Source organism: Luteimicrobium xylanilyticum (assembly GCF_009429125.1).
GTDB lineage: Bacteria > Actinomycetota > Actinomycetes > Actinomycetales > Cellulomonadaceae > Luteimicrobium > Luteimicrobium xylanilyticum.
In genome coordinates, this window is the sequence record NZ_CP045529.1 from 1571811 (window position 1) to 1585849 (window position 14039).

Sequence of the window (14039 nt, forward strand, 5' to 3'; positions counted from 1 at the left end):
CCCCAGCCCCGTCGGACCTCGGCCCACGGGGCTTTGTCATGCCCGAACGGAGCACCCCGATGGATGACAACCCCCACCAGGCCGCCAGCGGCGTCGTACTCGCTCGCCGCATGATCCTGGCGTCACTCGACAGCGACTCGGCCCTGATCGAAGCAGTCAACGCCGCAGAGAGCGTCCCGCAGCTCGGGTATGCGGCTACATACCTGACGAACGTCCTTTCGGCGCTCGCCACGGCTCAGGCGGACGGAAACCCTGCCATCGCCGAGCAGGCGCTCCGTGAGGCGGCTGACGCGATCCTCGCCGACGCCGCCTTGACGGAGGCCCAGGCCGTCATCGAGGGGGCCTCATGGGCCTGATCACTGTCGGTTCGGTCGGCGTCAACCTCTTCCCCGTCGCGACCCGCTTCGCCGCTGACACGAAAGCAAAGCTCAAGAACCTCAACGCCGACGTCCGGCTCATGGTCGGCAACGCCGAAGCGTTCCGCACCGAGATCCAGCGCCTGACGTCTGGCCGCACGACCACGGTGAACGTGGACGCGGACACCGCTGAGGCGAACGCGCAGATCGACGAGGCAGCGCACAACCGTGACGCGACCATCAACGTGGACGCGGACACGGGCGCGGCTGAGGCGAAGATGGCTGCGCTCAGCAGCACGTCACGCGGACCTGGTGGGCTGCTGACGTCGGTGCTGGCTCTTGGTCCGGCGCTGATCCCAGTTGCGGGTGCGACGGCTGGTCTTGCTGCGGCACTCACCGCCCCGCTTGCTGCGGCGACGGTAGGTGGCGGCCTGTTCGCGATCTTCGCGAAGGACTCGATCGACCGGATCAAGAAGACGACGGACGAGATTGGCAAGGTTCAGAAGAAGCTGGACACGGCCGAGGCTGGGCCGAAGACGGATGCGAACAAGGCGAAGATCAAGGAGTACCGCGCCGAGATCGATGCGCTCAATGCCTCCCTGACCGGGGCCACGGGTGCGTTCGTGGAGGAGAAGTCCGCGTTTTCGGCGGCGGTTGGCAAGTTCGAGAAGCAGAACGACAAGGCGATTCTCGGCCCGCTGACTCTGGGCATGAAGATCCTCGAAGGAGTCCTGCCGAAGCTCAAGCCGCTCATCACCGCGATGGGTGCAGGGCTCACGGCGATGTTCACGGCCATCGGCAAGGGTCTCAAGTCGGACGGCTTCGGGCACTTCATCTCGGTGCTCGCGTCCATCGCCGGCCCGCTGTTCGCCGCCCTCGGTCCGGTCATCGTGAACATCGGCAAGGGTTTCGCGTCCCTGGTCGAGGCTGTCGTCCCGCTGACCGGACGCGGGCTCACCCAGGGGCTCATCCGGGTGTCGCAGGGCTTCGCGAACATCGGGCAGTCCAAGGGCTTCACGTCGTTCCTCGGTTACATCAAGACCGAGGGGCCGAAGGTCTGGCAGCTCGTCAAGCAGCTCGCCGGTGCGGTGGTGAACCTCGTCAAGGGGCTCCTGCCGCTCGCCGGTCCCGCGCTCGGTGCCATCACCGTCTTTGCGACCATCCTCAAGTCGCTGGACCCGGGCGTCATCACGGCCATCACGTCCGGCATCCTCGGCGTCGTTGCGGCCATGAAGACGTGGCGCCTGGTGCAGCTCGCGCTGAACCTGGCGATGAACGCGAACCCGATCGGCCTGGTCATCACGGCCATCGGGCTCCTGGTGGCGGGGCTCGTCTACGCCTACCAGCACTCCGAGACGTTCCGGAAGATCGTTCAGGCTGCGTTCCGGCTGGTCAAGGACACCGCGAAGACGGTCGTCGACTGGTTCACCAAGACCGCGTTCCCTGCACTCAAGACGGCGTTCTTCGCGGTTCGTGACGCGTTCAAGACTGGCTGGCAGTTCATCAGCGACCATGTCTTCTCCCCGATGAAGACCGGCTTCAAGGCCGTGAAGGACTTCTTCGCGGACCGCATCCAGAACCTCAAGGACGGCTGGACTGGTCTGCGAACCGCTCTCCGCAACGGGTGGACGTGGATCAGCGACCACGTCTTCTCGCCCATCAAGACGGGCGTCGATGCGGTCAAGGGCGCGTTCTCCAAGGCCAAGAGCGGCATCGGTGACGTCTGGTCGGCCCTTCGCACGATCCTGAAGAACGACTGGGACTGGATCTCCAAGCACATCTTCACCCCGTTCAAGACGGGCGTCAGCAAGATCAAGGACGCCTTCTCGACCGCAAAGACAGGCATCGGCAAGATCTGGGACGGCCTGAAGTCCGTCGCCGCCAAGCCGATCAACTTCGTGATCGACACGGTCTACAACAACGGCATCCGCAAGTGGTGGAACACGGTTGCGAAGGCTGTGCACCTCACCGACCTGACGTTGGATCCTGCAAAGACGGTCGCCTACGCGAACGGCACCGAGGATCACAGGGCGCAGATCGCGCCGGCTGGTTCGATGCGTCTGTGGGCTGAGCCGGAGACGGGTGGCGAGGCGTACATCCCGCTGAGCGCGGCCAAGCGGCGTCGTTCGACCTCGATCCTGTCGGAGGTGGCTTCCAGGTTCGGTTACGGTCTGACCAGGTTCGCCGATGGGGGATGGCTCGACGGCATCACAGACACAATCGGGTCCGGCTGGTCCAAGTTGTGGCACGGGGCAGCGAGTCTCGCCACGATGCCCTTCAAGGACGCATGGAAGGCGATCCTCGGCCACTTCGGGAACCCGCTCGCCAAGCTCTCCCAGATCGGCGGTGGCAACCTCGGCAAGATCGTCGGGCAACTGCCAGGCCAGGTCTTCGACGGGCTTAAGAGCAAGCTCAGCGGCTTCTTCAAGGCTGGCGGTGGCGGTGACCCGTCGAAGGCCGGCGGGCTCGTCGGCAACGGCAACCGTCTCGACCTGGCGTCGGGTCCGTTCCTCGGCTACCGCAAGATGGAGCAGATCGCCCAGCAGCTCATGCCGGGCGTCCGGGTCACCTCGGATCTGCGTCCGGGCTCGGTGTCGGTGACGGGCTATCCGTCGCTCCACGCGGCTGGTCGTGCGGTCGACTTCGGCGCAGGCAACGGGTACACGCTGCCGCAAATCTGGAACACCTTCAACAAGGCGTACGGGACGCGGTCGTATCAACTCCTGTATTCCCCGATGGGTGCCAACCAGATCTGGTGGGACCACAAGCGCGCGATGCCCCCGGCGTCCATCGTGGCCCAGCACTACAACCACGTGCACTGGGCGATGAAGGACGGCGGTGTGCTCGGCAGCGTCCCGCCGACCCTGTACGACAAGGGTGGCGTGCTGCCGACGGGGACGTCGCTCGTGGCGAACCACACGGGCAAGCCGGAGATGGTGTTCACGGACGAGCAACTTGCGAACCTGGCGGGCGTGCACATCGAGAACCTCGTGGTTCGTGACGAGCGCGCGGCGTTCCAGGAGGCCGAGTCGGTTCGCCGGCGTGCGATCGCCAGGGCAAACCTGTTGCGGAAGGGGTGACGCATGACGTTCGTCATCTACGCCACCCCCCCGGTCGTCGCTGTGTGGCAAGATCGTCCGCCATGTGGACCACACGTCAGCTCGCGGACGAGCTAGGAGTGGACCCGCACCGGATCAGCAAGATCGCCCAGCGACGCCGATGGCGTCGCTGGGAGGGGGAGTGGCTGTTCACGGCCGAGCAGGCGGACGAGATCCGCCGCACCATCCGTGCCTACGACGAACACGTCCCTGTCGCTGCCTGGACATGCACCGTCGAGGGCTGCGAGACGCCGGCGAAAGTGAGGGGCATGTGCAACGCCCACTACAGGCGCGTCTCCCGTCACGGGTCGACCGAGCGGCGCGACGGCTCGGACTGGCAACGATCCAAGACCCATTGCCCGAACAACCACGAATACACTCCCGAGAACACGTACCGGTTCGCGGACGGGCGCCGGCGGTGTCGAGCGTGCCGCCTGGAACGGGCTAGCCAGCAGGGCGCACGGGAGGAGGCCCGAGGCGACGACGCCGTCAAGAATTCACCCGAACTGGGCGCTGTTCGGCAGGCGGGCCGCGCGGAGGCGCGTCCCGGCCCCGTGTAGCCTCCTGCCATGTCCGTCGAGACTTCGCTGGGGAGTCCCACCCACGACCTGTTCGCCGACGACATCCCCGTCTCGGCACTCAAGGAGCGCCTGAGTAAGGGCGTCATCCAGATGATCGCCTCCGCGGCCGGACTCGACGTGGGCGAGTGGGGGACGGACTACGACGGTTACGACGGAACGATCCGCTCCATTCATAACTTCGATCCATATATGGCAAGCCCCGGCTTTGACCTCCAACTCAAGTGCACGGGTCAACGCCGTGTGGAACGCGTCGATCATCTGGCATGGAAGCTGGATCGACGAACATGCGAGCTTCTGTCCCGCCCTAACAGGGCACTGATGGGCGCCTTCTGTGTAGTAACCGTCCCCGAGCTTCCGGGACACTGGCTTAACAGGCACGACGAGGGCCTTCTCGCTCGCTGCCACGCCTACTATCTGCGCGGTCAGGACATCCCGCCCGTCCCGGACGGCAAGAAGTCGCAAGTGCTGCACATACCGCGATCTAACCGTCTGGACCCAGTCTCGATGCGAGATCTTATAGAACAAGCGGCTCGTTGGAGGTGGGACGAGTGACTTTGGTGCAGCGGGAACTTGTCGAGTTCCAGGACGTTCTAACACCGCGCGCCATCTCCCAGTTCCTCGGAACAGAGGCCTGGGCACTCCATTCGCGACGCTCATTCATGGAGACTTGGGTCCATGATTCGGGGGTCGGGCGGAGCCTAGAGTATGTCCACATCCCGACCGACCGGGATGCGCCCGACTTTAGTCGGCGACTACAGGAGACTGCGTCTACGCTGTCACGGGTCTACGCCATTTCGATGGGGGAGCTTGCGGAGCGTGTCAGTGCGATTCGGGCTGACTTGTTCTTTGTTCGCATCGCGCGAGACAGTGCCGATGGCACGATTCCGCTTCGCCAAGCAAGCGGGTTGATCGATTCCATCGAGAAGATGATGAAGGCAGCCGCGATCGTCACCGCGAACCCTTTGGCCAAGGGCACCGGGCGCACGTCTGAACGGGTCCGAAACTTTCTCGACGATGACCTGCGAATGGGGCACACCAAGCGTGGCAGCTTCATCATCACTATTGCGGCCCGGCTTCACGATGACGACATCGGACACGGCGCGGATGATCCTGGCGCTCCTGAGCGGGAGGGTCCCGCCGCGGCTAATCGCGTGACCCGCCGCGAGGGGCGGGCCGACGAGCCGACCATTGACTTTTCGCGACGTGTGATGACCACGTTATCTCGGAGCCTCGCGGTGACGCGCCGCCACCTTGATCACTCTGACGACTTCGTCGAGTTCGAGGAAGCACGGGAGTCTGGCATGACAGCTCCGATCGTCGAAGCGATTGAGGAGATTGCGACAGACTCGGGCGGGGCTCGGGTTGACATGCGTTTCTCTTGGACCTCCGCCCTTCCGCATGAGGGACTTTCGGAAGAACCCGTTATCTTCACCCCGACGGCGATTGAGCGGGCCCCCCGTGTTATTGAGAGGTTCGCTCGATCCGCTGGCGTGCCCGCAAACACCGATGTTGTTGGCCCTGTCATCGGTCTCTCGCGCGACACGCGTGCGGCGGGCGAAGAGGAAGGCGACGTCATCATTCAGGCCGACGTTCGCGGGAGCGTCAAGAAGGTCGGAGTGACCCTCTCGGGAAATGACTACAACTGGGCGATATATGCGCATCGCCACCGGCTCCCGTTCACAGTGTCAGGGATACTTGGCAAAAAGTCTGGTCGATGGTGGCTCCTCGATGACGTCGAGGTGGATGCGTCGTTCTTGATTGCTCGGCAGCATGACCGGATCGAGCGCTTGGGTGGCGACGCGCCTGAGGACCCGGCCGCCCCCGTCGATGTCTAGTGGACCTCTAGCGAGCAGCCGCACCACGCGGGCGACCCGGTTGGCTCGAACATGTGTTCGAACTGCGACGTCCGCTTAACGAGGACAAGCCGTGGCGCATCCCGACCCGACCCCAGGGCAACATCCCCGTGATCGTGCGGCTACTGTTCCACGAGCGGGAGGAGCTGGTGCCGGCGCGGGCGATCCGCTGGGCCGAGGGGCGCGTGCTGGTGCTGTGGCTGGCTGACGGGGAGGACCCGAAGTCGGAGCAGCTCTTCTGGCTGCGGGCAGAAGACGTGTATCGGACGATCCCAAGACGAGGAGCGCTCCGGTGACGGCCCGGCGGCCCCTCACTCGGTCAGTGATGACTTGGGTTCGACCGGCATCGCCTGGTCCCATAGGTTCGCCAGACGCCGCTTGATGGTCGCGGCGCCTGGCGCTGGCACGCGCATGATGGCGGTGTCGTTGCGGTGCACGCCGTTCAACGACGCGCCGATCATCGATAGGTCGCCGTTCTCGGCGACGAGGTAGCGGTCGTGCATCCGATCAGGTGGCAGGTACCGAACCGAGAGCCCGCGCCCCATCTTGGCCGCGGCGCCGGCGATGAACGGCAAGCTGCCGAGCTTGGTCGCCTTGCGCCCGAGCAGTACACGATCGATCGACGTCGAACTCATGAGCCACTCGAACATGTCGTCCTGAAAGTACGGATCGACAAGCATTCCTGCGCCCGCTCCCGCGATCGAGCGCGTGAGAGTCGCCAGGTTCAGTGGGTCGTCCGGCGAGAGGATCACGAGGCCGACTGGCGCCGGCGCCTCGGCCAGGACGCCGGTCGTCCCAGACTTCGCGACGGCCCGACCGAGCGCAGTGAGCCGCACGGTGCCATCCTCCAGGGTCAAGATCCAGCCGACTCGGCGCATGTACGGCACCGCGTCCACAAGGGCGCCGCGGCCCCCGAAGATCCCAAGTCGCGCGAGGTCTGTCGTCCTACGCGGCAGCGGCGTCTCAGCGTATGTCCACAGCTGGCGTTCCGAGAGCGGATAGCCAGCGTCTTCAGCGAGGCCGACGTACTGTGCGATCCGGAGCAGGTCATCTGGGACCGGGGTGGCCATGCAACGAGAGTGTGCCATCAACTCCCGTGGTCAGCAGCGCCCGGCAACTTTCCCCGCCGCACCCCAGCCCGAGCGAACGCCGGTCGACGACCTCCCGCCGTTCGATAACCGTGTACAAGGGCTACCGCCAATCCTCCGCGCGTGCTACTAATTGACTCGCTGCCGGGTGGCCCGTCAGCTCCTGCGGACGAAGATTGGAGGTGAAGATCATGATTCAACAAGCACCCAAGCAAGTCAGAGCGCATTGCGATATCCATGACAAGGTCGAAGATGCATGGTTGACTACGACCAAAGTTGGCGACGTCTACCGCTGTTCCGTCAGTGGCGCCATCATGCAAGCAGTGCCTGAAACCCTGGTAGCAGCTCCGCGTTACAAGATGGTTCGGCTTCAGACCGACGCTGGCGAGCAGCTGGTTCAGATCATCGATGATGGTCGACCGGTGGTCCTCCACGGCGATGAGTATTGCCCTAACGGGTTCGCGCGTTCGGTTTTTCGTGACCGGCTTGTACCCGCTTATTCGCGCGCGTAGGCGCCGACACGAAGGCCCCCGCAGACTCATCTGCGGGGGCCTTCGTTCTACGACAGGCCCTCCGTGAGCCTCTCGACGGGTACGCAGAGCGCTGCTGCCACGTCCACGATGACATCCGGCTCAAACGCGACCTCGCCGAGCATCCGAACCGACAGGGCCGTGGGGTCGAGCCCGCACGAGAGAGCCAGCTCGAGCTGCCGGACGTCGCGTTCAATGCAGACGGCGCGGATGTTCTCGATGAGTTCACGCCGGGCGGTCGGGACCCCACGGCTCTTGAGGTCGGCGAAGGGCATCGTTCAGCGCCAACCCATGCCGACCCAACGCTCGACCTCGCGCCACACGTCCGAGGGCTTGCGTCCGACCGCCTGGCAGGCGCTCTCGAACTCGCTCGGGGAGTTGCAGTCCTCGGGAAGGCCGACGAGACGGTTCGCGTAGGCGATGCTGTCAGTCACGCTCACCTGGCTGCCGTCGATGGCGGCGGCGGCCTTCATGAGCGCCTTGGCGAGGCTACGTGCCTCGGGTGCCGTCATCTCGTTGGGAGTGGCCGGCAGGATCTCGACCCGAGGCCGCGCGTCGGGCTCGTCGATCAGGCGCGCACCGACGACGCGCACCGGGAAGTCGTCAGGCGCGAAGTCCTCGGTCTCGTAGAAGTCCTCGGTGGCGTGGTGCGCCCAACGCGGGGCTCCAGCGCCGATCGTCTCGTTCGTGGTCGTGGTGGTCATGGTCGTGCTCCTTCGTCCGAGCCCTCGTCGTCGTGGGCTTTGCTTGTGTGGAGGGCGGTTCGCGTCGCCCCGTGACATCTAGAAGTGTCGTCCCTTGCTCCTAGACGTCGCGATCGCCGTCGCCATGCTCGCGGGGGCGCGGCTCATCGACCACGTCCGACCGCAGCACGTCGTCCACCTCGGCGAGGTCGGCCTGGACGGGCGTGTCCACCGGGTGCGCGGGGTGCTGCCCGCGGTCGCTGCGGCCGTCGCCGCCGGGTACCGGCGCGTCGTGGTCCCCGCCCAGGACGCCGACGAGGCGCGGCTGGTCCCGGGGGCCGACGTGCTGGGTGTCCGGCACCTGGCCGAGCTCGCGGCGCACTACGGCGCCGACCTCGACGAGCTCCCTGAGCCGCCCGACGACGGCCCTGCCGCGCAGCGCCCGCCGGTCCGGTCCGGCGGCGACCTCGCGGACGTCCTGGGCCAGACCGAGGCGAGGGCGGCGCTCGAGGTCGCGGCCGCCGGGGGTCACCATCTGCTCATGGTCGGGCCTCCGGGGGCCGGGAAGACGATGCTCGCGTCCCGCCTGCCCGGGATCCTGCCCGACCTCGACGAGGCCGCGGCCGTCGAGGTGACGGCGATCCACTCGGTGGCCGGGACGTTCGACGCCGCCGACGGGCTGCTGCGGCGGCCGCCGTTCGAGGACCCGCACCACACGGCGACGCCCGCGTCGGTCGTCGGCGGAGGCTCGGGGCTCCCGCGCCCCGGGGCAGCCTCGCGCGCGCACCGCGGCGTCCTGTTCCTGGACGAGGTGCCCCACTTCGGGTCGCGCGTCCTCGAGACGCTGCGCCAGCCGCTCGAGCACGGCGAGATCGTCATCCACCGGGCCGCGGGCACCGCGCGCTACCCGGCACGGTTCCAGCTCGTGCTCGCCGCCAACCCCTGCCCGTGCGGCAAGGCCGTCGGCAAGGGCCTGGACTGCACGTGCACCCCGATCGAGCGACGCCGGTACCTCGCGCGGCTGTCCGGCCCGCTGCTGGATCGCGTGGACGTCCAGGTCGAGCTCCCGCGCGTCAGTGCGGTCGACCGCGACCAGCGGGGCGAGCCGAGCGTGGCCGTCGCCGCCCGGGTCGCGGCGGCGCGCGCCGCGTCCGCCGACCGGCTCCGGGGGACGCCGTGGACGCTCAACGGCGAGGTGCCGGGGGCATGGCTGCGCGAACGGCTCGGTGCCGACCGCGAGCTCCTCGTCGACGTCGACCGGGCGCTCGAGCGGGGCAGCATCAGCCTGCGCGGCGCGGACCGCGTGCTCCGGCTCGCGTGGACGCTCGCCGATCTCGCCGGCCGGGACGCCCCCGGACGCACCGACGTCGGGCGGGCCCTCGCCCTGCGGACGCGGGGTCACCGTGGCTGACGCGCACGCGATGGTCGACACGGACGACCCCCGGGTGGTCGCAGCCGCGTGGAGCCGGTTGGCCGAGCCGGCCGACCCGGCCGCGGGTCACCTCGTGAGGGCGCTCGGCGCGGACGCCGCGCTGGCCTGGGTGCTCGACGCCGCGGCCGGACCCGACGTCGCGGAGCGCGCCATACGGCGCCTGCACGGTGCCCGCCCCGGCCTGCCCGACGAGCTCGCCCCCGCCCGGCTCCTGCGTGCGGTGTCGCGTTGGGCGCCGCGGACGCGCGGCCTCGACCCGCGCCGCGAGCTGCGTTCTCTCGATCTGCTCGGGGGCACGCTCCTCCTGCCTGGCGACCCGCGGTGGCCGCGTGCCCTCGACGACCTCGGCGTCCTCGCGCCGCACTGCCTGTGGGTGCGCGGCGAGCCGGACCTCGGGGGAGCGTCCGCGGGCTCCGTCGCGCTCGTCGGCGCCCGCGCGTGCACCGAGTACGGGCGACACGTCGCCGCCGAGCTCGCGCACGGGCTCGCGAGCCGCGGCGTCACGGTCGTGTCGGGCGGCGCGTACGGGATCGACGCGGCGGCGCACCGGGCGGCGCTCGCGGGCCGCGGGACGACCGTCGCCTACCTCGCGGGCGGGATCGACCGGCTCTACCCGGCGGGCAACGCCGACCTGCTCCGGGGCGTGCTCGACGCCGGCGGCGCGGTGGTCGGCGAGGTGCCGCCCGGCTCGGTGCCCAGCCGCGTGCGGTTCCTGCTGCGCAACCGGCTCATCGCAGCCACGGCGCGGGCGACGGTCGTCGTCGAGGCGGCCTGGCGCTCCGGGGCGCTGTCGACGGCCGCCCGGGCCGCCGAGCTCCTGCGGCCGGTGGGTGCCGTGCCCGGGCCGGTCACGTCGATGGCGTCGTCCGGGTGCCACCGGCTGCTGCGCGACGGCGCCGCCGTGTGCGTGACGGACGTCGACGAGGTCGCCGAGCTGGCCCTGCCCGTCGGCGACGGGCTCCCCGACGGAGGGTCGGGCGACCGGGCTCGCGGCGGGACGGCGTCCGGCGCCGGCACCCCTGACGGCCTCGACGGTGTGGGGCGGAGGCTCTTCGACGCCCTGCCTCTGCGTCGCGCCGCCGACGTCGCGTCGATCGCCCGCACCGCCGGGCTCGCGCTCGACGAGACGCGCGGCGCGCTCGGGCTGCTCGAGCTCGCGGGGTTCGCCGTCCAGGAGGCGGGTTCGTGGAGGCGGGCGTCGAGCGGCAACCGGTAGCGCACGCGGCGCGGGCCGTGTCCGGGGAGGGCGTTCTGCGCGGTGCCCGTCCACGGCCCGCGCGGCGCCTTGCCCCGAGCCGGAGACTTCGTGACCCTGGGGACGTGACCGCACCGCACGCACGCGACGACACGGCGCTCGACCCGTCGGTGCCGAGCCCGCGGACGCCGGCGTTCGACGACGCGATCGAGGCGTTCGTCCGGCACCTCGACCTCGAGCGCGGTGCCAGTGCGCACACCGCGCGCGCCTACGCGGGCGACGTCGCGGGCCTCGCCGCGTTCGCCGTCGGGCACGGGGCACGTGAGCCCCAGGACGTCGACCTCACGCTCCTGCGGGCCTGGCTCGCCGACCTCGCCGCGACCGGGCACGCCCGCTCGACGCTCGCGCGGCGCAGCGCCGCCGCGCGAGCGTTCTTCGCGTGGACGCACCGGACGGGCCGCACGACGACCGACCCCGCGTCGCGCCTCGGCTCGCCCAAGGTCGACCGGCACCTGCCGCAGGTGCTGTCGATCGACGCGGCACGTGCGCTCGTCGAGCATGCGCAGGCGCTCGCGGCCGACGGCGAACCCGCGCGCCTGCGCGACTGGGTGACGGTCGAGCTCCTCTACGCGACGGGCCTGCGGGTCGGCGAGCTCGTCTCGGTGGACGTCGACGACCTCGAGCTGACCACCCGGACCGTGCGGGCGCTCGGCAAGGGGCGCAAGGAGCGCGTCGTGCCGTTCGGCGTGCCCGCCGCGCGGGCCGTCGAGCGGTGGCTCGGGGCGGGCCGTCCGGCGCTCGCGACAGCGACGAGCGGACCTGCGCTGCTGCTCGGCGATCGCGGGGGCCGGTGGGACCAGCGGCGCGCGCGCGAGGCCGTGCACTGTCTGGCCGAGGGCGCAGGCGTGCCCGACGTCGCTCCGCACGCCCTGCGGCACACCGCCGCGACCCACCTGCTCGAGGGCGGCTCGGACCTGCGCAGCGTCCAGGAGGTCCTGGGGCACGCGAGCCTCGCGACGACGCAGCGGTACACCCACGTGAGCGCGGAGCGGCTGCGGTCGTCGTACGCCCAGGCCTTTCCTCGGGCGTGAGCGGCGAGCCGTCAGGCGCTCGCCGGCGCAGACCCCCGCGGCTGCCTGACAGGGTGCCGGCTCACGACACCGGCAGGAGCACGATCGGGTCGGTCGCGACGAGCGCCATCGGGTCCAGGTAGGTCTTGCCGCGGCGGACGCCCCAGTGCAGGCAGGACGCCGGCAGGCAATGACCGCCGGCCCCGGGCTCGTCGAGCGTGGCGACGGCGTCGTCCTGGGCCACCCGGTCGCCGACGCGCAGGGTCGTGGTGACGGGCTCGAACGAGCTGCGGAGGCCGTCGTCGTGCAGGACCGTGAGCACGCCCCGGCCGGCGACCGTGCCCGCGAACGCGACCACGCCGGCCGCGGGCGCCCGGACCACGTCGCCCGCGCTCGCCGCGAGGTCCACGCCGCGGTGTCCCGAGCCCCAGCGCACGGCCGGCGGGTCGAACGCCCGCACGACGGCGCCGGGCACCGGCACGCGGTAGCGCGCGTCGGGCGCCGGGGCCGGGTCGCCACCCGCGCCCGACGCGTGGGCGGCTCCGACCCCCGGTGCCTCGGCGGCCGCCGGTCCGCTGTCCGACGCGCCGGTCGCGAGGACCAGGACGAGCGCGACCAGGGCGGCCGACCGGCGGGCGGGCGGGCGGGAGTCGAATCGACGGGCCGAGAGCGTGCGGGGGAGCGGCATGGACCGAGCCTGCCCGGCGAACCCGGTGCCCCGGGGAGGGCGGTACCGTCCCTGTGCACGGACCGCGGCCGTGCGGGCCGGTGGACGACGCTCGGACAGCACGGAGCGGCGGCCCGGCGCGGCCCCTCGATCCGGTAGACTTGTCGGCGCATGCGCCCTGCGCATGACATCGCGCACCACCTCACGCTCCCCGCGCTCGTCGCACCGGGGCTGCGGCGTGGGCGACGGTCTTCCGGTCGACCCCCCTCGGGGCGACGCCGGTGGCGTCCCGCCGCGTGGTGCCAGGGACGACGGCCGACCGGCCGGCGTCGACAACCGGAACAGCGGTCCTCCTGACGGGAGGCCGCGCAACCCGTGCGCGCAGCGAGGGACTCGCGGCGCACGACGAAAGGACGTGCCATGGCCGTCGTGACCATGCGCCAGCTCCTCGAGAGCGGTGTCCACTTCGGGCACCAGACCCGCCGTTGGAACCCGAAGATGAAGCGCCACATCCTCACGGAGCGCAACGGCATCTACATCGTCGACCTGCAGCAGTCGCTGTCCTACATCGACCGCGCGTTCGAGTTCGTCAAGGAGACGGTCGCCCACGGTGGGTCGATCCTCTTCGTCGGCACCAAGAAGCAGGCGCAGGAGCCCGTGGCCGAGCAGGCCGCGCGCGTCGGCATGCCGTACGTGAACCACCGCTGGCTGGGCGGCATGCTCACCAACTTCACCACGGTGCACAAGCGCCTCCAGCGCCTCAAGGAGCTCGAGGAGATCGACTTCGACGACGTCGCCGGCTCGGGCCTGACCAAGAAGGAGCTCCTGGTCCTGCGCCGCGAGAAGGACAAGCTCGCCCGCACGCTCGGCGGCATCCGCGACATGGCCAAGGTCCCCTCGGCCGTGTGGATCGTCGACACGAACAAGGAGCACCTCGCGGTCGACGAGGCGCGCAAGCTCGGGATCCCGGTCGTCGCGATCCTCGACACCAACTGCGACCCCGACGTCGTCGACTACCCGATCCCGGGCAACGACGACGCGATCCGCGCCGTGACGCTCCTGACCCGCGTGGTCGCGGACGCCGTCGCCGAGGGCCTGCTGCAGCGCCACTCGGGCCGCTCGAACGCGGAGGCCGGCCCCGACGCCGACGCCGAGCCGCTGGCCGAGTGGGAGCGCGAGCTCCTCGCGGGCGCCGAGAAGCAGCTCGAGCAGGACGAGGCCGCCGCGGCGACCGCCGTCGCCGAGGCCCCGGCTGACTCGCCGGCCGCCGAGGAGGCCGCTGCCGAGCAGACCGCGACCGAGGCTCCGGCCGAGGACGCCGCCGCGGCCGAGGCTCCCGCCGAGGAGAGCGCCGCTCCGGCCGAGGGCGACGCCGACGCGAAGTGACGCAGCGGGACGTGCCGCGCGCCGGTGACCGGTGCGCGGCACGTCCCCCGTCTCGCGGGCACGTCCCGCCACCCGCACCGCCCGGTTCGATCCGGGCACC

15 protein-coding genes are annotated in these 14039 nt (G+C 70.0%); 11 read left to right on the forward strand and 4 right to left on the reverse strand.

Annotated elements, in window-relative coordinates:
* Window positions 1–59 precede the first annotated feature (59 nt).
* From KDY119_RS06895 to KDY119_RS06920, 6 genes are all read left to right on the forward strand, one after another.
* Window positions 60–356, forward strand: coding sequence for a hypothetical protein (locus tag KDY119_RS06895; RefSeq protein ID WP_036951502.1), 297 nt, complete (start codon window positions 60–62; stop codon window positions 354–356).
* A complete protein-coding gene (locus KDY119_RS06900; RefSeq protein WP_036951499.1) occupies window positions 347–3436 on the forward strand; it encodes a phage tail protein in 3090 nt (1029 codons plus the stop codon). Before KDY119_RS06895 ends, KDY119_RS06900 begins: the two co-directional genes overlap by 10 nt.
* Window positions 3437–3534: 98 nt before the next feature.
* Window positions 3535–4014 (forward strand): hypothetical protein, encoded by a 480-nt coding sequence (locus tag KDY119_RS19080; protein ID WP_153022105.1) that lies wholly within the window; start codon window positions 3535–3537, stop codon window positions 4012–4014.
* A 9-nt stretch (window positions 4015–4023) separates the two neighbouring features.
* Window positions 4024–4587 carry a DUF4365 domain-containing protein gene (locus tag KDY119_RS06910; protein ID WP_051136654.1) on the forward strand — a complete coding sequence of 188 codons (564 nt, stop codon included), beginning with the start codon at window positions 4024–4026 and terminating at the stop codon, window positions 4585–4587.
* A gap of 245 nt (window positions 4588–4832) precedes the next feature.
* Complete coding sequence (locus tag KDY119_RS06915; RefSeq protein ID WP_148284199.1) at window positions 4833–5870, forward strand: hypothetical protein; 1038 nt, start codon at window positions 4833–4835, stop codon at window positions 5868–5870.
* Between the two features lie 53 nt (window positions 5871–5923).
* On the forward strand, window positions 5924–6184 hold the full coding sequence (locus KDY119_RS06920; protein WP_051136653.1) for a hypothetical protein: 261 nt from the start codon (window positions 5924–5926) through the stop codon (window positions 6182–6184).
* 15 nt (window positions 6185–6199) lie between these two features.
* Here the strand turns inward: KDY119_RS06920 and KDY119_RS06925 are convergent, their stop codons facing one another.
* On the reverse strand, window positions 6200–6958 hold the full coding sequence (locus tag KDY119_RS06925; RefSeq protein ID WP_036951492.1) for a hypothetical protein: 759 nt from the start codon (window positions 6956–6958) through the stop codon (window positions 6200–6202).
* 200 nt (window positions 6959–7158) lie between these two features.
* On the opposite strand from KDY119_RS06925, the gene KDY119_RS06930 reads away from it, so the two are divergent.
* Window positions 7159–7488, forward strand: a complete 330-nt coding sequence (locus KDY119_RS06930) for a hypothetical protein (RefSeq protein ID WP_148284198.1) — start codon at window positions 7159–7161, stop codon at window positions 7486–7488.
* Window positions 7489–7535: 47 nt separating this feature from the next.
* Here the strand turns inward: KDY119_RS06930 and KDY119_RS06935 are convergent, their stop codons facing one another.
* Both KDY119_RS06935 and KDY119_RS06940 read right to left on the reverse strand, forming a co-directional pair.
* The gene (locus tag KDY119_RS06935; protein ID WP_036951491.1) at window positions 7536–7781 is read right to left on the reverse strand and encodes a helix-turn-helix domain-containing protein; all 246 of its coding nucleotides are present in this window, start codon (window positions 7779–7781) and stop codon (window positions 7536–7538) included.
* Between the two features lie 3 nt (window positions 7782–7784).
* On the reverse strand, window positions 7785–8210 hold the full coding sequence (locus KDY119_RS06940; protein WP_036951489.1) for a hypothetical protein: 426 nt from the start codon (window positions 8208–8210) through the stop codon (window positions 7785–7787).
* A gap of 124 nt (window positions 8211–8334) precedes the next feature.
* Between KDY119_RS06940 and KDY119_RS06945 the strand changes: the two genes are divergently transcribed.
* From KDY119_RS06945 to KDY119_RS06955, 3 genes are all read left to right on the forward strand, one after another.
* Entirely contained in the window at window positions 8335–9600 is a 1266-nt protein-coding gene (locus KDY119_RS06945) for a YifB family Mg chelatase-like AAA ATPase (RefSeq protein ID WP_153022686.1), read from the forward strand.
* Window positions 9593–10837 (forward strand): DNA-processing protein DprA, encoded by a 1245-nt coding sequence (dprA, locus tag KDY119_RS06950; RefSeq protein ID WP_322619642.1) that lies wholly within the window; start codon window positions 9593–9595, stop codon window positions 10835–10837. The genes KDY119_RS06945 and dprA overlap by 8 nt, the downstream gene beginning before the upstream one ends.
* A 104-nt stretch (window positions 10838–10941) precedes the next feature.
* On the forward strand, window positions 10942–11907 hold the full coding sequence (locus tag KDY119_RS06955; RefSeq protein WP_407657426.1) for a tyrosine recombinase XerC: 966 nt from the start codon (window positions 10942–10944) through the stop codon (window positions 11905–11907).
* A gap of 61 nt (window positions 11908–11968) precedes the next feature.
* Here the strand turns inward: KDY119_RS06955 and KDY119_RS06960 are convergent, their stop codons facing one another.
* A complete protein-coding gene (locus tag KDY119_RS06960) occupies window positions 11969–12574 on the reverse strand; it encodes a murein hydrolase activator EnvC family protein (protein WP_153022106.1) in 606 nt (201 codons plus the stop codon).
* A 399-nt stretch (window positions 12575–12973) separates the two neighbouring features.
* Between KDY119_RS06960 and rpsB the strand changes: the two genes are divergently transcribed.
* Window positions 12974–13939 (forward strand): 30S ribosomal protein S2, encoded by a 966-nt coding sequence (gene rpsB, locus KDY119_RS06965; protein WP_153022107.1) that lies wholly within the window; start codon window positions 12974–12976, stop codon window positions 13937–13939.
* Window positions 13940–14039 lie beyond the last annotated feature (100 nt).

Excerpts from the sequence above, each read along its gene's own strand:
- KDY119_RS06895 (WP_036951502.1), top strand. The coding sequence starts at position 60 with ATGGATGACAACCCCCACCAGGCCGCCAGCGGCGTCGTACTCGCTCGC.
- KDY119_RS06900 (WP_036951499.1), top strand. The coding sequence starts at position 347 with ATGGGCCTGATCACTGTCGGTTCGGTCGGCGTCAACCTCTTCCCCGTC.
- KDY119_RS06910 (WP_051136654.1), top strand. The coding sequence starts at position 4,024 with ATGTCCGTCGAGACTTCGCTGGGGAGTCCCACCCACGACCTGTTCGCC.
- KDY119_RS06915 (WP_148284199.1), top strand. The coding sequence starts at position 4,833 with ATGGGGGAGCTTGCGGAGCGTGTCAGTGCGATTCGGGCTGACTTGTTC.
- KDY119_RS06925 (WP_036951492.1), bottom strand. The coding sequence starts at position 6,958 with ATGGCCACCCCGGTCCCAGATGACCTGCTCCGGATCGCACAGTACGTC.
- KDY119_RS06935 (WP_036951491.1), bottom strand. The coding sequence starts at position 7,781 with ATGCCCTTCGCCGACCTCAAGAGCCGTGGGGTCCCGACCGCCCGGCGT.
- KDY119_RS06940 (WP_036951489.1), bottom strand. The coding sequence starts at position 8,210 with ATGACCACCACGACCACGAACGAGACGATCGGCGCTGGAGCCCCGCGT.
- KDY119_RS06945 (WP_153022686.1), top strand. The coding sequence starts at position 8,335 with ATGCTCGCGGGGGCGCGGCTCATCGACCACGTCCGACCGCAGCACGTC.
- KDY119_RS06960 (WP_153022106.1), bottom strand. The coding sequence starts at position 12,574 with ATGCCGCTCCCCCGCACGCTCTCGGCCCGTCGATTCGACTCCCGCCCG.
- rpsB (WP_153022107.1), top strand. The coding sequence starts at position 12,974 with ATGGCCGTCGTGACCATGCGCCAGCTCCTCGAGAGCGGTGTCCACTTC.